Annotated in this window: 17 protein-coding genes; 14 read left to right on the top strand and 3 right to left on the bottom strand. The window is 71.7% G+C overall.

The window, feature by feature from the left end; translation table 11 throughout:
• Positions 1–16: 16 nt before the first annotated feature.
• Entirely contained in the window at positions 17–1,465 is a 1,449-nt protein-coding gene (locus ACIGDI_RS42755; RefSeq protein ID WP_399908284.1) for a S1 family peptidase, read from the bottom strand.
• A 191-nt stretch (positions 1,466–1,656) separates the two neighbouring features.
• Between ACIGDI_RS42755 and ACIGDI_RS42750 the strand changes: the two genes are divergently transcribed.
• The 5 genes from ACIGDI_RS42750 to ACIGDI_RS42730 all read left to right on the top strand — a co-directional run bounded on the left by ACIGDI_RS42750 (position 1,657) and on the right by ACIGDI_RS42730 (position 8,728).
• Positions 1,657–2,070, top strand: a complete 414-nt coding sequence (locus tag ACIGDI_RS42750) for a PaaI family thioesterase (RefSeq protein ID WP_399908281.1) — start codon at positions 1,657–1,659, stop codon at positions 2,068–2,070.
• A 478-nt stretch (positions 2,071–2,548) separates the two neighbouring features.
• On the top strand, positions 2,549–2,764 hold the full coding sequence (locus ACIGDI_RS42745) for a type A2 lantipeptide (protein WP_200701954.1): 216 nt from the start codon (positions 2,549–2,551) through the stop codon (positions 2,762–2,764).
• 120 nt (positions 2,765–2,884) lie between these two features.
• The gene (locus tag ACIGDI_RS42740) at positions 2,885–3,691 is read left to right on the top strand and encodes an HlyD family efflux transporter periplasmic adaptor subunit (protein ID WP_399908278.1); all 807 of its coding nucleotides are present in this window, start codon (positions 2,885–2,887) and stop codon (positions 3,689–3,691) included.
• On the top strand, positions 3,688–5,910 hold the full coding sequence (locus tag ACIGDI_RS42735; protein ID WP_399908275.1) for an NHLP family bacteriocin export ABC transporter peptidase/permease/ATPase subunit: 2,223 nt from the start codon (positions 3,688–3,690) through the stop codon (positions 5,908–5,910). The genes ACIGDI_RS42740 and ACIGDI_RS42735 overlap by 4 nt, the downstream gene beginning before the upstream one ends.
• 1 nt (position 5,911) lies before the next feature.
• Positions 5,912–8,728, top strand: a complete 2,817-nt coding sequence (locus tag ACIGDI_RS42730) for an NHLP bacteriocin export ABC transporter permease/ATPase subunit (protein WP_399908272.1) — start codon at positions 5,912–5,914, stop codon at positions 8,726–8,728.
• 7 nt (positions 8,729–8,735) lie between these two features.
• On the opposite strand, the gene ACIGDI_RS42725 is transcribed toward ACIGDI_RS42730, so the two are convergent.
• Positions 8,736–9,263, bottom strand: a complete 528-nt coding sequence (locus ACIGDI_RS42725; protein WP_399908269.1) for an SRPBCC family protein — start codon at positions 9,261–9,263, stop codon at positions 8,736–8,738.
• Positions 9,264–9,449: 186 nt separating this feature from the next.
• On the opposite strand from ACIGDI_RS42725, the gene ACIGDI_RS42720 reads away from it, so the two are divergent.
• The 7 genes from ACIGDI_RS42720 to ACIGDI_RS42690 all read left to right on the top strand — a co-directional run bounded on the left by ACIGDI_RS42720 (position 9,450) and on the right by ACIGDI_RS42690 (position 14,786).
• Positions 9,450–10,952: an MFS transporter gene (locus ACIGDI_RS42720; RefSeq protein ID WP_399908268.1), complete on the top strand. Its 1,503-nt coding sequence runs from the start codon at positions 9,450–9,452 to the stop codon at positions 10,950–10,952.
• A 154-nt stretch (positions 10,953–11,106) separates the two neighbouring features.
• Positions 11,107–12,114 (top strand): Ppx/GppA family phosphatase, encoded by a 1,008-nt coding sequence (locus tag ACIGDI_RS42715; RefSeq protein WP_399908265.1) that lies wholly within the window; start codon positions 11,107–11,109, stop codon positions 12,112–12,114.
• A gap of 15 nt (positions 12,115–12,129) precedes the next feature.
• The gene (locus ACIGDI_RS42710) at positions 12,130–12,300 is read left to right on the top strand and encodes a hypothetical protein (RefSeq protein WP_399908264.1); all 171 of its coding nucleotides are present in this window, start codon (positions 12,130–12,132) and stop codon (positions 12,298–12,300) included.
• Between the two features lie 97 nt (positions 12,301–12,397).
• A complete protein-coding gene (locus tag ACIGDI_RS42705) occupies positions 12,398–13,411 on the top strand; it encodes an iron-containing redox enzyme family protein (RefSeq protein ID WP_399908360.1) in 1,014 nt (337 codons plus the stop codon).
• The gene (locus tag ACIGDI_RS42700) at positions 13,412–14,086 is read left to right on the top strand and encodes a HemK2/MTQ2 family protein methyltransferase (protein WP_399908261.1); all 675 of its coding nucleotides are present in this window, start codon (positions 13,412–13,414) and stop codon (positions 14,084–14,086) included. It abuts the gene before it with no gap.
• Positions 14,067–14,264 carry a CDGSH iron-sulfur domain-containing protein gene (locus tag ACIGDI_RS42695; RefSeq protein WP_399908258.1) on the top strand — a complete coding sequence of 66 codons (198 nt, stop codon included), beginning with the start codon at positions 14,067–14,069 and terminating at the stop codon, positions 14,262–14,264. The genes ACIGDI_RS42700 and ACIGDI_RS42695 overlap by 20 nt, the downstream gene beginning before the upstream one ends.
• Positions 14,265–14,408: 144 nt before the next feature.
• Positions 14,409–14,786 (top strand): STAS domain-containing protein, encoded by a 378-nt coding sequence (locus ACIGDI_RS42690; protein ID WP_399908256.1) that lies wholly within the window; start codon positions 14,409–14,411, stop codon positions 14,784–14,786.
• A 136-nt stretch (positions 14,787–14,922) separates the two neighbouring features.
• Here ACIGDI_RS42690 and ACIGDI_RS42685 read toward each other — a convergent pair whose 3' ends face one another.
• Positions 14,923–15,342, bottom strand: coding sequence for a subtilase-type protease inhibitor (locus ACIGDI_RS42685; protein WP_399908253.1), 420 nt, complete (start codon positions 15,340–15,342; stop codon positions 14,923–14,925).
• A 325-nt stretch (positions 15,343–15,667) separates the two neighbouring features.
• Here ACIGDI_RS42685 and ACIGDI_RS42680 point away from each other — a divergent pair, with 325 nt between their 5' ends.
• Both ACIGDI_RS42680 and ACIGDI_RS42675 read left to right on the top strand, forming a co-directional pair.
• Positions 15,668–16,225 carry a hypothetical protein gene (locus ACIGDI_RS42680; RefSeq protein ID WP_399908251.1) on the top strand — a complete coding sequence of 186 codons (558 nt, stop codon included), beginning with the start codon at positions 15,668–15,670 and terminating at the stop codon, positions 16,223–16,225.
• A gap of 193 nt (positions 16,226–16,418) precedes the next feature.
• Entirely contained in the window at positions 16,419–17,588 is a 1,170-nt protein-coding gene (locus ACIGDI_RS42675; RefSeq protein WP_399908248.1) for a lactate 2-monooxygenase, read from the top strand.
• Positions 17,589–17,735: the final 147 nt, after the last annotated feature.

The raw sequence follows: 17,735 nt of genomic DNA, 5'->3' as shown, positions 1-17,735 counted from the left end.
CCGCGCGTGAGGCCGATCAGTGGGTCTGAGTGAGCGAGGACGAGCCGTTGTCCTGAGCACCGGTCCCGGACTGGTCGCCGGTGCCCGCCCCCGACTGATCGCCGGTGCCCGCCCCGGACTGGTCACCGGCACCGGACTGGTCACCCACGCCCGCACCGGACTGGTCGCCCGTGCCGTCGGTCGCGCTCGCCGACGGGTCGGCGCCGCCGCCCACCGCGTCGCCGCCGCCGGCCTGGTCACCGGCGCCCGCACCGTCGCTGGCGGAGGCCGACGGGTCGGCCGAGCCGCCCTGGTCGCCCGCACCCGCGCCCGCGCCGCCGTCGCCCAGCGTGGCGCCCGTGGCCTGCAGGGCCGTGGTCACCGGCTGGAAGAAGGTCTCGCCGCCCGCGGTGCAGTCGCCGCTGCCGCCCGAGGTCATGCCGACCGCGCTGCCGTCCTGGGTGAACAGGGAGCCACCGCTGTCGCCGGCCTCGGCGCAGACGTTGGTCTGGATGAGGCCGGTGACGGTGTCGACGCCGTTCGGGTCGGTCTCGCTCTGGAAGTTGACCGTGGCGTCCAGGCCGGTGACCTGGCCGTTGTGCAGACCGGTGGTGCTGCCCATGCGGAAGACCGTCTCGCCGACGGTGGCGTCGGCGGCACCGGTGATCTGGACGGTCTGTCCGTTGCCGACGTTGACCTCGCTCGGCGCCTGGGTGTTCGGGTCGTCGTACTTGACGAGGGAGAAGTCACCGGCGCCGGGGAAGGTGGCCTGGTCGACCGTGGCGATGGGCTGGCCGGTCTCGGAGTCGGACCACTGCTTGGCTGCCACACCGCAGTGACCGGCGGTCAGGAACGCCGGACTGCCGTCGCCGGCGGTGACGTTGAAGCCGAGGGAGCAGCGGACCGTGCCGCCCTGGGCCTGGGCGAAGATGGCGTCGCCGCCCGACACGAGGGTCTTGAAGGTGCCGGAGGACCGCTTCACCGTCGCCATGTCGGCACCGAGGCTCTTCACCGTCGACGTCAGTCTGTTCCATTCGGCGGCGCTGACGGTGGAGTCGGCGGTGACGGCGAGCTTGTTCGTCTTCGGGTCCATCGCCCACGCCGTGCCCGGTATGGTCGCCTTGGCCTTGAGGGTCTGGGCACCCGACTTCAGCGCCGCGAGGCTGTTCTTGACCTCACGGACCTTCGCACCTGCCTTCTTCGCCTCGACGACCACCTTGTTGTCCTCACCGGACACGACGTTCACGACGAGCTGCTGTGCGGCCGAGTCGTAGTAGGAACCGGCGAAGGCCTGGCCGAGCGTGCTCTGAAGCTGCGCGGCGAGATCCGAGGCGTCCGCGGCCTTCAGAGTCTTGGGGGCGGCGCCGGCCGACGAGCCGTCCTGCGAGGCGTTGGCGTTCGGCAGCAGGATCGCCGCCGCGCCGAGCGCCACGACGCTGCCCGCCGCGATAGCGGTCTTGCGCTTCGGAATTCGCTTGTGACTCAAACTTCTCGACCTCCTGGGGGACCGGAGTCTGTGCCGCCGTTCGGCAGCTGTTGTCGTTCTGGGCGCCTGGATGGCTGTTGGTACGCAGGGGCCGCGCGGTGCGTTCAATTCCGTTTGCCAACTCGCTTGACCCGATGCGGAATCGGCCATGCACCGCGTCCGGCGCCGCGGCGCGGGGAACAATCGCCCATATGACGATGACGACCGCCGAAGCCGACAAGATCCTTGCCGCCTGCTTCGCCCCTTGGATTCTCGAACTGGGCCTCGCCGTGGAGGCGGTGGACGAGGACCGCGCGACACTGCGTCTTCCCTGGTCGGACCGGCTGGCACGGGAGGGCGGCGGGCTGTCGGGGCAGGCGCTGATGGCCGCCGCGGACACGACGACCGTGATCGCGGTGTCGGCGGCGCGCGGCGGGTACGGGCCCATGACGACGGTTCAGCAGTCGACGTCGTTCCAGCGCGCGGTGACGGGATCGGATGTCCTGATCGAGGCGGTGGTCACCAAGCTGGGCCGCCGCATGGCGTTCGCGAACGTCACGATGACGGAGGAGAGGTCGGGGGAAGTCGCGGCGACCGCGAGCACGGTCTACGCGCTGCTGGGCTGACACGGTTCGAGGACTTTCCCGATCAGACACGCTCCGCATCCGGTCGGCGACGATCCGTCGTGAACAGCGCACCCAATCCCGGCTCCCGAGAATCTGCACATTGAATACTCAACGAAGTCACGGGGTGCGGTAGTTCTGCACACACGATCGGCCACCCCCACGCCATTGCGGCGGGAGTGTCGGATTCGCGCGACGATCAGCAAGCGCTCCGACGAGCCGATGCCGTGACGCATGTGAAGAAGCTGCCACCGACGCGTGCAGAATCCTGCACGCGTCGGTACCTCAGCGACGCAAGTTGCCTGGTGAGGCGGGTGGTTGATTGGAAGGGCGGACCGGCCGCGTGCTTTGATCCATCGCACTGCGGGAGCCGCGGGGCTTCGGAGACGGAGCCCGGGTTGCCTGCGGCCGCGGTGCCGCTCTGTCCCCCAGAGGGGGCCGCTCCCCCCTTGTGAATATCCATATGAAGGGAAGTTCCATCATGAACTCCACCCCCCAGGTTGAGACCGTCGAGATCTCCGACGCCGAGCTCGACAACGTCTCCGGCGGCCTGTCCGTGAACGCCCTCGGCACCGTCACCGGCCTGGTGGACGGCGTCGCCCCGGTTTCCGGCCTGGTCGACACGGCTGTCGGCACCGTCGAGGGTGTCACCGGTCTGAACACCGCCCCGGTCACCAACCTGGTCGCCGGTCTCTGATCGCACCCTTTGTGATCGTTGAGTCCCGGAGCCTCTTGTCGGCTCCGGGGCTTCCCGATGTCGTGAACCAGCCGGCTCGCGCGAGCCGGTCCTTCCTCGTTTTCAGGTGAGGGAATTTCCGTGCAGTTCCGCCAACAGGCCCTCGCCAAGCTGCAGTCGCCGGAGGAGCTCGACCTTCCGGTGCGCTTCGCCCGCCCCCAGGGCTGGCTGGTCCTCTCCGTGACCGTGGTCGCGGTGGCCGCCGCCTCGGTGTGGGCGGTGACGGGTTCGGTGGCCTCCACGGTCAGCGCGCCCGCCATCCTCACCCACGGCGAGGGCAGTTACATCCTGCAGAGCCCGGTCGCGGGCCAGGTCACCGCGGTCCTCGCCAAGCAGGGCGAGCGGCTGCCGGCCGGCGCCCCCGTCCTGAGGGTCCGGACCGCCCAGGGCAACTCGGTCGTCCGCACGGTCGCCGCGGGCCGTATCACCGGACTCGCCGCCACCATCGGCCAGATCATCCAGACCGGCGCGAACGTCGCCGCGGTCGAGAAGGTCGCCCACGCCTCGGACCCGCTGTACGCCACGGTGTACGTGCCCGCCGAGAACGCGGCCGCCATCCCCGACAACGCCACGGTCGACCTCACCGTCTCCTCCGTTCCCACACAGGAGTACGGCGTGCTGCGCGGCCATGTGAAGTCGGTCGACCGCTCCGCCGAATCCGCCCAGCAGATCGCCGCGTTCCTCGGGGACAGCCAGCTGGGCGAGCAGTTCACCAAGAAGGGCCGCCCGGTGGCCGTGACGGTGAAGCTGGACAGGTCGTCCGCCACGAAGAGCGGCTACAAGTGGTCGTCCAAGGACGGCCCGCCCTTCGATCTCACCTCCATGACGACGGCCTCGGGCTCGATCCGGCTGGCCGACCAGCGTCCCGTCGATTGGCTGCTGCCGTGAGTGTCACCCAGGAGACGCGGAGCAGACGCCGCTCCGCCCCGCCCAAGCGTCCGGTCCCCACGGGGAAGTCGAAGACCGTCCGCACACCGACGGTGCTGCAGATGGAGGCCGTCGAGTGCGGCGCCGCCTCCCTGGCCATGGTGCTCGGCCACTACGGCAAGCACGTGCCGCTGGAGGAGCTCCGCATCGCCTGCGGCGTCTCGCGGGACGGCTCGCGCGCGAGCAACCTGCTGAAGGCGGCCCGCAGTTACGGCCTGACGGCCAAGGGCATGCAGATGGACACGGCCGCCCTCGCCGAGGTGAAGACGCCGGCCGTGCTGTTCTGGGAGTTCAACCACTACGTCGTCTACGACGGGATGGGCCGCCGCTTCGGCCGGCGCGGGGTGTACATCAACGACCCCGGCAAGGGCCGCCGTTTCGTGCCCATGGAGGACTTCGACGGCAGCTTCACCGGTGTCGTGCTGGTGATGGAGCCCGGCGAGGGCTTCACCAGGGGCGGCCGCAAGCCCGGCGCGCTGGGCGCGATGCCGGCCCGCCTGCGCGGAACGGCGGGCACGATGCCGGCCGCGGTGCTGGCGAGCCTGCTGCTGGTGCTGGTCGGCGCGGCGGTGCCGGCGCTCAGCCGCACCTACATCGACATGTTCCTGATCGGCGGTCAAACCTCGCTGCTGGGCGTGCTGTTCGCGTCGATGGGCGCGTGCGTGCTGCTCACCGTGTTGCTGACCTGGCTGCAGCAGGCGAACCTGCTGCGCGGCCGCATCATCTCCTCGACCCTCTCCAGCGCCCGCTTCCTACGGCATCTGCTGCGGCTGCCGGTGACGTTCTTCGCCCAGCGCAGCCCGGCCGATCTGGTGCAGCGGCTGCAGTCCAACGACCAGGTCGCCGAGACGCTGGCCCGCGACCTCGCGGCGGCGGGCGTGGACGCGGTGGTCGTGGTCCTGTACGCCGTACTCCTGTACACGTACGACCCCCAGCTCACCTTCGTCGGCATCGGCGTCGCCCTGCTGAACATCGTCGCCATGCGCGTGGTGATCCGGCTGCGGGCCACCCGCACGGCCAAGTTGCGCGCCGACAGCGCCCGTTTGACCAACACGGCCTACACGGGCCTGCAGTTGATCGAGACGATGAAGGCGACCGGCGGCGAGGACGGCTACTTCCGCAAGTGGGCCGGGCAGCACGCCACCACACTGGAGGAGCAGCAGCGCCTCGGTGTGCCGAGCGCCTGGCTGGGCGTGGTCGCGCCGACGCTGGCCTCGCTGAACAGCGCGGTGATCCTGTGGATCGGCGGTATGCGCGCGGTCGAGGGCGGCATCTCGGTGGGTCTGCTGGTCGCCTTCCAGTCGCTGGTCACCCGCTTCACCGCCCCGATCACCCGCCTCAACGGTGTGGCGGGCCGCATCCAGGACTTCGCGGCCGACGTGGCCCGCCTGAAGGACGTCGAGAACTTCCAGGCCGACCCGCTCTACGGCCGCCCCGGCGCCGGCGACTCCACGCGCCGGCTGCACGGCCACGTCGAGCTGCAGAACATCACCTTCGGCTACAACCCACTGGACAAGCCCCTGCTCACCGGCTTCGACCTGACCGTCGGCCCCGGTCAGCAGGTCGCCCTGGTCGGCGGCTCCGGCAGCGGCAAGTCGACGGTCTCCAGGCTGATCTCGGGCCTGTACTCCCCGTGGGAGGGCGTGATCCGCATCGACGGCCGGCGCCTGGACGACATCCCGCGCGGGGCGCTCGCCGCCTCCGTGTCCTTCGTGGACCAGGAGGTCTTCCTGTTCGAGGGGTCGGTGCGCGACAACGTGGCGCTGTGGGACCCGTCGATCCCGGACGAGGCGGTGGTGGACGCGCTGCGGGACGCGGCGCTCTACGACGTCGTGGTGCGTCGCCCCGGCGGCATCCACAGCAAGGTCGAGCAGGACGGCCGCAACTTCTCCGGCGGCCAGCGCCAACGGCTGGAGATCGCGCGGGCGTTGGTGCGCAGGCCGAGCATCCTGGTGCTGGACGAGGTGACCAGCGCGCTGGACGCGGAGACCGAGCTGGTCGTCATGGACAACCTGCGCAGGCGCGGCTGCGCGTGTGTCGTGATCGCGCACCGGCTCAGCACCGTGCGCGACAGCGACGAGATCGTCGTACTGCAGCACGGCACGATCGTGGAGCGCGGGCGGCACGAGGACCTGCTGGCACGCGGCGGCGCGTACGCGGCGCTGGTCAGGGAGCGATGAGATGACGACACCGCACGAGGGCGACCTCGTTCTCGGCGCCCTCGGGTCCATGGGCACGCTGGTCGACTGCTCGGGCCTGACCCGGCTCGATCTGGAGGGCCCGCAGGTGCTGTGGCTGGTCGCGGCCGGGAGCCTGGACCTGTTCGCGGTGGACGCCGCGCAGCAGGGCCACTGGCACCACCTCGGCCGGCTGGAGGCGGGCTCACTGCTGCTGGGACCCGTCGCCGGGCCGCAGCACACCCTGGTGGCCCGCCCGTTGCGCGACTGCGTGGTGCACCGCATCGGTCTGCGCGAGCTGTACCAGACGGCCGACACCCAGACCTGGTCCTACGACGCGTACGGCAACCCGCAGTACGTGCCGCCGACCACGAGCCCGCTGGAGTACGCCCTCGCCCTCGGCGTCGGCCGCAGCCTGTCCGTCCTCTTCCAGGCGCCGATGGCGACCGAACGGGCCGCCGAGGTCACCGACGATGACGTGTTCTGGATGCAGGTGCCGCCCGGCAGCGTCCAGTACGGCTCGCTGTACGGCGCCGAGGCCGCCGCCGACCTGCTGATGGACCCTGCGGTCTGGCAGAGCATGGTCGACCAGCAGTACCGGCTGCTGACCACGCTGGACCGCTGGATCGAGCAGCTGGAGCGGACGCACGAGACGCGCACGGCGGCCGGCATCAAGGCGGGTGAGGCGGTCCGCGCCCAGGCCGACCGGACGCTGCTGGCCTCCATCGGCAAGTCCTCGGCCCAGCGCACGACCGCCGCCGACGCGGACGCGACGTACGCGGCCTGCAAGCTCGTCGCCGAGGCGGCCGGCATCCAGCTCGCCGACCGCACGCAGGCCGGCACCGGCAGCGACCGGCTCGACCCGGTGGAGCAGGTGGCCATCGCCTCCCGCGTCCGGACCAGGGCGGTGCGCCTGGACGGCCACTGGTGGCGGGACGACGTCGGACCGCTCGTCGGGCACCGGGCCCTGTCGGGTGCGCCGGTCGCACTGCTGTGGCGGCGCGGGGGCTATGTGGCCGTGCATCCGGCGACCGGCCGGGAGACGCCGGTCGAGAAGGCCAACGCGGAGGAGTTCGAGCCGCGCGCGGTGATGTTCTACCGGCCGTTGCCGGACCGGACGCTGAGCCCGCTGCGGCTGCTGCGGTTCAGCATGCGGGGCACCCGAAGCGACCTAGTGAACCTGCTGCTGAGCGGTCTCGTCACGGTCGCCATCGGCGCGCTGGTGCCGGTCGCGACCGGCAAGGTGCTCGGCGAGTTCGTGCCGAGGGCCCAGACGAACCTGATCGGGCAGGTCTGTCTGGCGGTGATGGTGACGAGCCTGGTGGCGGCGGCTTTCATGCTGCTGGAGAACCTCACCATCCTGCGGCTGGAGGGCCGTATCGAGGCCACCCTGCAGCCGGCCGTCTGGGACCGGCTGCTGCGGCTGCCCACGAAGTTCTTCACCGAGCGCTCCACCGGTGAGCTGGCGAGCGCGGCGATGGGCATCAGCGCGATGCGCCGGATGATGGCGGGCATCGGGCCGGTCGTCGCCCAGTCGGTGACGGTCGGCGCGATGAACCTGGGGCTGCTGTTCTGGTACAGCCCGTCGATGGCGCTGGCGGCGATCGGCATGCTCGTCGTCATCGCGGGCGCGTTCCTGGGGCTCGGCCTGTGGCAGGTGCGCTGGCAGCGCAAGCTGGTGGTGCTCGGCAACAAGCTGAACAACCAGGCGTTCCAGACCCTGCGCGGTCTGCCGAAGCTGCGGGTGGCGGCGGCCGAGAACTACGCATACGCGGCCTGGGCGTCGGAGTTCGCGCGCAGCCGTGAACTGCAGCAGAAGGTCGGCCGCATCAAGAACCTCACGACGGTCATGGGCGCGGTCTACCTGCCCTTGTGCACCCTGCTGATGTTCATGCTGCTGGCAGGTCCGGCGCGCGGTGCGATGTCGGCGGCGAGCTTCCTGACCTTCAACACCTCCGTGACGATGCTGCTGACCTCGGTCACCCAGCTGACCGGCGCGTTCGTCTCGGCGGTGGCCGCTCTCCCCCTGTTCGAGGAGATCAAGCCGGTGCTGGAGGCGACGCCGGAGGTGCGCACGGCGAGCACCCGGCCGGGTCCGCTGTCGGGCGCGATCGAGGCGCGCCGGCTGTCCTTCCGGTACGCCGACGACGGGCCGCTGGTCCTGGACGACGTGTCCTTCGAGGTGCGCCCGGGCGAGTTCGTGGCGATCGTCGGCCCCAGCGGCTGCGGCAAGTCCACGCTGCTCAGGCTGCTGATCGGCTTCGACAAGCCGGTCTCGGGCAGTGTCCTGTACGACGGCCAGGACCTGGCCGCCCTGGACCAGTCGGCGGTGCGCCGTCAGTGCGGTGTCGTGCTGCAGCACGCGCAGCCGTTCACCGGTTCCATCCTGGACGTCATCTGCGGCACCGAGCCGTACACGCCGGAGGAGGCGATGGCGGCGGCCGAGATGGCGGGCCTGGCCGAGGACATCAAGCGGATGCCGATGGGGCTGCACACGATCGTCTCGGGCAGCGGTGCCGTCTCCGGCGGCCAGCGGCAGCGCCTGATGATCGCCCAAGCGCTGGTCCGCCGGCCGCGGATCCTGTTCTTCGACGAGGCGACCAGCGCCCTGGACAACGAGACCCAGCGCACGGTGATCGAGTCGACCAAGGCGCTCAACGCCACCCGGATCGTCATCGCCCACCGCCTGTCGACGGTCCTGGACGCCGACCGCGTGATCGTCATGGAGGACGGCAAGGTCGCCCAGCAGGGCCCGCCGGCGCAGCTGCTGGCGGACACGGGCGGACGGCTGCACGAGCTGGTGCGGCGCCAGATGGCGTGAGCGGCGGTCAGTCCAGGCCGGGGACCGGCGCCCCGGAGGGCACACCGGCCTCGACATAGGCGTCGTAGAACTCCTTCCACAGCGCGCTCGGCCCGGCGTGCGGTTCCTCGAACCGCTCGCCGCGCGCGTGTGCGTCGAGTGCGGCCAGGCACACCTCCCAGCCGGCGGCGTTGCGGGCGGCGGTGTCGGCGGCCTGCAGGACGTTGGTCAGGGTGAAGCGGGTGCGCCGTTCGTCCAGTGCCTCGAGGTCGAAGCGGAGCTCGTCGCCGCCCCACTCGAAGGACAGGTGGCGGGGTTCGTCCAGGCCGAGCACCCGGCCGGTGGACTCCGGCATGTCCGGGTCCGCGCCGAAGGTGATGGTGCCGCCGGGGCGCGGGTCGATCTCGGCGCGGGCGGGGAACCAGTGGGCGAGTTCCCCGGCGTCGGTGACGAACTGCCAGACCCGCTCGACCGGCAGGTCGTAGGTGCGGGCGAAGCGCACGGCCCGGCGGCCGTCGTCGAGGGTCGGGCAGGTACCGGTGAGCGATGCGGCCATGGTGATCAGTCCTCCGGGAACAGCGTGGCACGGCCGGGAGGCGACCGACACCGAGGAGACGGACGCCACACCTAGCGAAACGTTGCCGTTTCGCTAGGGTGGGGTCTAAGCTGCACCTGTACGAAACCGTTTCGTTCTGGGTTTCGTCCTTCCGCATTCGAACGGCTTCCCTGGAGTGGTTCCCCCATGGCCCAGAAGACCCTCACCGACGGCACCCCCACAGGTGCCGTCGAGGCGCCCGAAGCGCCCTCCGCGAAGCGATGGTGGATTCTCGCCGTCGTCGCGATCGCCCAGCTGATGGTGGTGCTCGACGCGACCATCGTGAACATCGCCCTGCCCTCCGCCCAGGCCGACCTCGGGTTCTCCGACGGCAACCGGCAGTGGATCGTCACCGCCTACGCCCTGGCGTTCGCCTCGCTGCTGCTGCTCGGCGGCCGGATAGCCGACCTGTTCGGGCGCAAGACGGCCTTCCTGGTCGGCGTGGTCGGCTTCGCCGCCGTCTCCGCGCTCGGCGGAGCCGCCAACGGCTTCGGCATGCTCGTCACCGCCCGCGCCCTGCAGGGTGCCTTCGGCGCGCTGCTCGCGCCGGCCGCGCTGTCCCTGCTGAACACGACGTTCACCGACGCCCGGGAACGCGCCAGGGCCTTCAGCGTGTACGGCGCCATCGCCGGCGCCGGCGGTGCCGTGGGCCTGCTGCTCGGCGGAGTGCTGACCGACGCCTTCGACTGGCGCTGGACGCTGTACGTGAACGTGCTGATCGCCGTCGTCGCCTTCGTGGGCGGCTGGATGCTGCTGACCAACCACCGCGACGCCGAGAACGGCAAGCTGGACGTGCCCGGCACGATCCTGGTCGCCGCCGGACTGTTCTCGCTGGTCTACGGCTTCTCCAACGCCGAGACGCACGACTGGGGCTCGGCGCTCACCTGGGGCTTCCTGACCGCGGGCGGGCTGCTGCTGGCGGCCTTCGCCTGGTGGCAGACCCGGGCCGCACACCCGCTGCTGCCGCTGCGCATCCTGCTCGACCGCAACCGGGCGGCCTCCTTCCTCGCGGTGCTGATCTCCGCCGGCGGCATGTTCGGCGTGTTCCTCTTCCTCACCTACTACCTGCAGCTCAACCTCGGCTTCAGCCCGACGAAGACCGGTGTGGCGTTCCTGCCGATGGTGGGCGCGCTGATGGTGGCCGCGCAGCTCGGCACCACGGTCCTGTTGCCGCGCATCGGGCCGAAGGTGGCCGTCCCGCTGGGCTTCGCGGTGGCCGCGGTCGGCATGGCCTGGCTGACCGGCATCGGCGTCGGCTCCAGCTACGTCAGCGCGGTGCTCCCCCAGCTGATCGTGACCGGCATCGGTCTGGGCCTGGTCATGCCGGCCTCCATGCAGCTGGCCACCGGCGGGGTGACCGCCGAGGACGCGGGCGTCGCCTCTGCGACGGTCAACGCCATGCAGCAGGTGGGCGGTTCGATCGGTACCGCGCTGCTGAACACCCTCGCCGCGAGCGCCGCGACCGACTACCTGGCCGGCCGGGACGCGACCAGCAAGCTGGTGCAGGCCCAGGCGACCATCGAGAGCTACACCACCGCCTTCTGGTGGTCGGCGGGCATGTTCGCCGCGGGCGCGGTGATCGCCTTCCTGCTCTTCCGCCGCGGGGTGCCGGAGCAGGACCCGGAGGCCGCGCCGGTCGTCCACATGTGATCCACCGGCAGGAGCCGCTCGGTCCCAGGGGCCGCCGTCCGCAGGGAGACGGCGGCCCCTCCGCGCGCCACGGCAACGGCGGGAACCGGCCAGGGTGGGGCCTCCGGGCACGTGGTGCGCGTCGGTGTGTCCGGAAGTGGGTACCCACCGGCCCATGCGGATCAGCGTCGTGGATGTGGGGTCGAACACGGTACGTCTGGTGGTTTCGGACGCCGACGGAGGGGTGCCCCTGCCCGTCCACACGGCCAAGTGGCGGCTGCGGCTGTCGGAGCACGTGCGGCCCGGGAACGACATCCCGGAGGAGGACATCGAGCGGCTCGTCGTGGCGGTCACCGAGGCCAGCCGGACCGCGGCCCGCTGGGGCGCGGCCGGTCCGCTGGCCTTCGCGACCGCCGTGGTGCGCAGCGCCCCGAACCGCCTGGAGGTCCTGCGCGCCGTCCGGTCCCGCACCGGTGTCCAGCTGTGCACCCTGCCCGGCGAACTGGAGGCGGAGCTCACCTTCCTCGGGGCGCGGCGCTGGATGGGCTGGCGGTCGGGACCGCTGGCACTGCTGGACATCGGCGGCGGTTCCCTCGAAGTCGCCTTCGGCCGCGGCCGGTTGCCGGACTTCGTGGCCTCGCTGCCGCTGGGCGCGGGCCGGCTGACCCACGAGTTCCTCCACGGCGAGGACCCGCCCAGCCGGGAGCAGGTGCGGGCGCTGCGCCGCAAGGTCCGCCACCAGCTGCGGGACGTGGCGGCGCGGATCCGCTGGGAGGGCCCGCGCACCGCGGTCGCCACCTCCCGGACGTTCCAGCAGCTGGGCCGGCTGTGCGGCGCCGCCCCTGGGCGGCACGGGCCGTTCGTGGAGCGGCAGCTGCGCCGCGCCGACCTGCGGCTGGCCGTCGAGCGGCTGGCCGCGCTGTCCGCGGCCGAACGCGCCCGGCTTCCCGGCATCTCCGCGCCGCGCGCGGCCCAGAGCCTGGCCGGCGCGCTGGTCGGCCACACCGCCATGAAACTGACCGGCCTCAGCGCGGTCACCGTCTGCCCCTGGGCGATCCGCGAGGGCGTCCTGCTACGGCACATCGAGGACGGCCCCGCCTGGTGGGCGGAGGTCAACCGGCTCGACGAGTCGCCCGCCGCCCCCGAACCGCTGCCCCTGCGGATCGCCGGGGCCAACCACTGAAGCGAGGGAGGAATCGTGCCCGAGAACCACGAGAACGCCGAGCGGCCGCCGAAGACCGCCCTGGAGGAGGTCCTGCGGGAGGCCGAGGACGCCGAGGTGTCCGGCGAGAAGCGGGACGACGAGGGCGAGGCGGGGGACGCGATCACGCCGAACAAGCACGCGCAGGAAGAGTCCGAGGGCGAGTGAGACCGAACTGCGCCCACGGGGGCGTCGTAGCTGGTCGCGCGCTCACCCCGGGCGAGGAAGGACGTTGGTGACGGCCTTCCCGGGGTACCCGGCCGGCATGTCGTACGACCATGATGGGCCGCTGTTTCCGTCGCCCCGAGGGCCGGTCTCGGCCGGTGTGAAGGGCTACCTGCTGGACAACGGCCCGCTGCCCCGGCCAGAGACCGTCGCCGCCGCCGACCCGTACGGGGACGACCTCCAGATCGCCCTGTACCTCAGCTACGAACTGCACTACCGAGGTCTGGCGGGCGTGCCCCCGGAGCGCGAGTGGGACACCGACCTGCTGCGCACCCGGGCCGCGCTGGAGCACCGCTTCCTGACCACTCTGCGCGCCGACACCACGGTGCACGACTCGGTCGAGGACGCGCTGGGCGACCTGCTCGTCGAGCCCGTCGAGGGCAGTGGTGTCAGCCACTTCCTTCGGGAGGAGGGCGAGTTGTGGCAGGTGCGCGAGTACGCCACCCACCGCTCGCTGTACCACCTCAAGGAGGCCGACCCGCACGCCTGGGTGCTGCCGCGGCTCACCGGACGGGCCAAGGCAGGGATGGCGGCGGTGGAGTTCGACGAGTTCGGCGGCGGCCGCGCCGACCGGCTGCACGCGCGCCTGTTCGCGAACCTGATGACGGACCTGGGCCTGGACACGACGTACGGCCGCTATGTCGACGCGGCGAGCGCGGAGATGCTCGCCACCGTCAATCTGATGTCCCTCTTCGGCCTGCACCGGGCCCTGCGCGGCGCCCTGGTCGGCCACTTCGCAGCCGTCGAGATCACCTCGTCGCCGGGGTCGCGGCGACTGGCCGACGCGATGCGCCGCACGGGAGCGGGACCTGCCGCCGAGCACTTCTACGACGAGCACGTGGAGGCCGACGCCGTGCACGAGCAGGTCGTGCGCCACGACGTCATCGGCGGTCTGCTGGAGGAGGAGCCGCATCTGGCGCCGGACGTGGTGTTCGGCATCGACGCCACAGGACATGTCGAGGACCGTTTCGCCGCCCGGCTGCTCGAGGACTGGCGGGCGGGCCGTTCCTCCCTGCGCACTCCCCAGCTCTCCGAAATTTCCCATATTTCCTGAATGTCGGGGTACTTGGGTCGGGTGAATCCACTGGTACCGCCGGGTGTCTACTCCCCGCAGGAAGACACCGATCTGCTGACCGAAGCCCTGTTCGAAGAACCGTTGCCGCCGGACGCGGACGTCCTCGACGTGGGGACCGGCACCGGCGCCTTGGCCCTGGCCGCGGCGCGCCGCGGCACGCGGGTGACCGCGGTGGACGTGTCGTGGCGGGCGGTGTGCGCCGCACGTCTGAACGCCCGGATGGCGGGGCTTCCGCTGCGCATCCGGCGCGGCGACCTGTTCGCGCCGGTCCGCGGGCAGCGGTTCGACCTGATCCTGTCCAACCCACCCTACGTGCCCGCGCCCGCCGAGCGCGACCGGCCGCGCGGAGCCGCCCGCGCCTGGGACGCGGGCGGGGACGGCCGGCTCATCCTGGACCGGATCTGCCGCGAGGCCCCGGAGCTGCTGCGGCCCGGCGGTGTCCTGCTGATGATCCACTCCGCGCTCAGCGGCCCGGAGCGGACCCTTGACCATCTGCACGACGCGGGCATGCGGGCATCGGTGACCCAGCGTCACTACATCCCGTTCGGTCCGGTGCTGCGGCAGCGGGCCGGCTGGCTGCGCAGACAGGGCATGCTGGCCGCCGACGACGAGAAGGAAGAGCTGGTGATCGTCCGTGCCGAACTCCCCGTCTGACAACGCGCGCCGCGTCACGGTCCAGCGCCGCGGCCCCCTGCTCGTCGAGGGTCCGGTCGAGGTGGAACTGGAGGACGGCAGCACCGTCCGCTCGGACCGTTTCCGGGTCGCCCTGTGCACCTGCCGACGGAGCCGCCGGTTCCCCTGGTGCGACACAAGCCATCGCGACCGGGCCTAGCCGCCCGCCGACAAGTCAAGCGCTTTCACTTCAATTCACCAGGTCGGGTGAACCCACTCTTGCGGGACGCCTTCCAGGGATGTTCGCCGCCGCACCGGGGTAACTACCGAGACCGAATGGGCCCCTTGCCGAGGTGGAGCGGCCATGACCCCGGATGCGGACGACCGTGCGAGCGAACCGCCCGCGGCGAACCCCAACGCCCGCACCCGGTTCGAGGGCCGGTTCACCGTGGTCGTGGCGGTCGGCGAGATCGATCTGGCGACGGCCGGGGCGCTCGGGGAGCACCTTGACGCGGCCACCGCCGGGCCGCAGCCGGACGTGCTGGTGGACCTGCGGTGCGTCGAGTTCTTCGACTGCTCGGGGCTGCGCGTGCTGTGCCGGGCCGAGGCGCGGGCGAGGGAGCGCGGCGGACGCCTGCGCGTCGTCTCCGACCAGCCGCGCATCCGCAGGCTGCTGGCCGGGACCGGGCTGCTGCAACGCTTTCCGCCCCTCCCCGGTACATCCGGGGAGGGGCGGAGGTGACCCGGGGATCGGCGGGCGGCCCCACTCCGCCCGTCCGACCCCCGGGGCGAGATCGTCGTCGCCCCGAGGCGAGGGCCCGCACTCCCCATCCGCGAGCCGCTCCGGTTGACCACGGGGTCCACGCGATCCCGGTCTCTCAGAACTCGAAGACGTCGGCTCCGTAGGCGTACTTCAGGCAGGAGTTGGCGAAGGTGCGCTCATAGGAGACGCGCTTGCCCTGCCATACGCCGTCGACGGTGACCACGACGGGGTCGTACTGCTTGGTGCACAGCACGTCGGTTCTTGGCGCCAGTCCCTCCACGCCGCCCGCGGCGCGCAGTTCGGCACAGGCCAGGTCGGCGGCCGGGTGGGTTCCCGAGGGCGTGGGCGCGCAGCTCAGGGTCACCGCGCGCAGCGGCGTCGCGTTGGCGGCGCTGTCGCCGTGACCGACGGTCAGGACCAGGGCCGAGGGGGCGTACAGGGAGGCCGGCGTGGCCAGGGCGGCCCCGGTGAGGGGTCCGCAGACGGCGGTGGCGGTGAGGGCGAGGGTCGCTGCCCAGCGCGCGGTGTTCCGCATCGTGTGCATCCTTCCGCAGGATTCGAGGGTGTGCCGGACCGTTCAGGGGTGGTGCCCGAACCGGCGACCGCGAGTCTGCCGAGTCCGCGACGGAAACACACCTCGACCCCATGCGATTCAGTAACCTTGCGTGTTGAATCAGTGGCGTGAAGTCACGGAATTCGAACACGTCGGGCCCGTAACTGTGCGGTTCTTGATCGCCTGATGCAGCCAACTGGCTGGTTTCCACCGCTTCGTTAATCGGCCTGAAACATTCCGATTGAGCTCTCGGCTGACTCCTCCGCGCCCCCTTGTGTTCATGGAGCAGCCGAGTAATCGTCATTACATGATTACGACAGAGCAGCGAGAGAATCTGCGCGGCTGGCTCACCGGCCGGCTGCCCGAAGACCTCTTCGAGGAGCTCGCCGAGGTCACGGTCGACCGCGAGGAGATCACCGTGATCGGCCGGATCCCCGCACCCCGGCTCGCCGAGGACGTCTCGGACGCCGAGCGGGAGGCCGCGGTGGAGGGCAGGATCCAGGAGTTCCGGGAACGCACCCGCGAGGCCCGGATCGAGGTGGCCCGCGAGGCGGAGCACCGCTATCGCCGGAAGGTGTCCTGGGGGGTGGAGTGCGACGGCCGGCGCGCCCTGTTCACCCATGTCGCCGCGCCCGTCATGACCCGGCTGCGCCAGCCCGAACGACAGGTCCTCGACACCCTCATCGCCGGCGGGGTCGCCCGCAGCCGCAGCGACGCCCTCGCCTGGTGCGTGCGCCTGGTGCAGCGCCACACCGACGACTGGCTCACCGAACTGCGCGAGTCCCTCGAACACGTCCAGCGGGTGCGGGCACAGGGGCCGGACGCCGAGCCGGAGCCGGAGGGTGCGCCGACGGACGAGGAGTGAAGGAGGTTTCGTACACCTGGGGGCCGCAGGCTGGATGAAACGTCCTGCGGTGCGGATCCTGCGCCCGGCCAGACGGCCGACGGACCGCCGAGAGGACGCTGCGGCTCTTCCTACCGCCGGTGTCCGGTCCCGCGCATACCGCCGAGTATGGTCACCACGGCGCGTACTCGACGAGGAGAGGCGGGACGTACGGATGGCCAAGCACTGGGCGGACTTCCAGTACGAGATCTATCTCAACGGGCTGTCAGGTGCCGTTCCGCGCCTGCCGACCGATCTGACCCGGCTGGAGGAACTGACCGAGCAGCGGCTCGGCCCCGGGCCGGTCGGCTACGTGACCGGGAGCGCCGGCGACGGCAACACGGCACGCGCGAACCGGGCGGCCCTGGAGCGCCGCCGGATCGTGCCGCGCATGCTGCGGGACGTGCACGAGCGGGACCTGTCGGTCGAGGTGCTGGGCCGCGCCCTGCCCGCCCCGCTGGCCCTGGCCCCGGTCGGCGTGCTGTCGATCATGCACCCGGAGGCGGAGTCGGCCGCCGCCCGGGCCGCCGCCGCGCAGGGCGTGCCGTTCATCCTGTCCTCCGCCTCCAGCACGCCCATGGAGCAGGTCGCCGAGGCGATGGGGGACGCCGAGCGCTGGTTCCAGCTGTACTGGCCCAAGGACGTCGAGGTGGCCCGGAGCTTTCTGAACCGGGCCAGGGCCGCCGGGTTCACCGCGCTGGTCGTCACCCTCGACACGCCGTTGCTGGCCTGGCGCCCCCGCGACCTCGACCAGGCCTACCTGCCCTTCCTGCACGGTGTCGGCACCGCCAACTACTTCTCCGACCCGGCCTTCCAGGCGGCCCTGGCCAAGCCGGTGCACGAGGATCCGAACGCGGCCGTGCTGCACTTCGTCAACATGTTCGCGGACCCCGCCAAGACATGGCCGGACCTGGCGTTCCTGCGGGAGAACTGGGACGGCCCGATCGTGCTCAAGGGCATCCTGCACGCCGACGACGCCCGCCTCGCCGCCGACGCCGGGATGGACGGAGTCGTCGTCTCCAACCACGGCGGCCGTCAGGTCGCGGGGTCCGTGGCCGCCGCCGACGCGCTCCCCCGCGTCGCCGAAGCCGTCGGCGACCGGCTGACCGTCCTGTTCGACAGCGGCGTCCGCACCGGCGACGACGTCTTCAAGGCGCTCGCGCTCGGCGCGCGGGCGGTCCTCGTGGGACGGCCCTACGTCTACGGGCTCGGCCTCGACGGGCAGCCGGGCGTGGAGCACGTGATCCGCTGCCTGCTGGCCGAACTGGACCTCACCCTCGCCCTGTCCGGGCACGCCACCCCCGCCACGATCGGTCCCGCCGACCTGATCGAGGAACCGGCGTGAGGGGCAGCTCGGCGTGAGCGGGTGTGGGGCCCCCCCCCCCCCCCCCCCCCCCCCCGGGGGGCGCGCCCGGGGGGGGGGGGGGCCCCCCCCCCCCCCGTTTTTGTGGGCCGGGCGGCCTTTGGGGCGGCCCCACGCCCTGGTAGGTGG

This window comes from Streptomyces sp. NPDC085900 (genome assembly GCF_044540925.1).
Lineage (GTDB): Bacteria > Actinomycetota > Actinomycetes > Streptomycetales > Streptomycetaceae > Streptomyces > Streptomyces gilvifuscus.
This window is presented reverse-complemented; position numbering and strand designations above follow the sequence as displayed.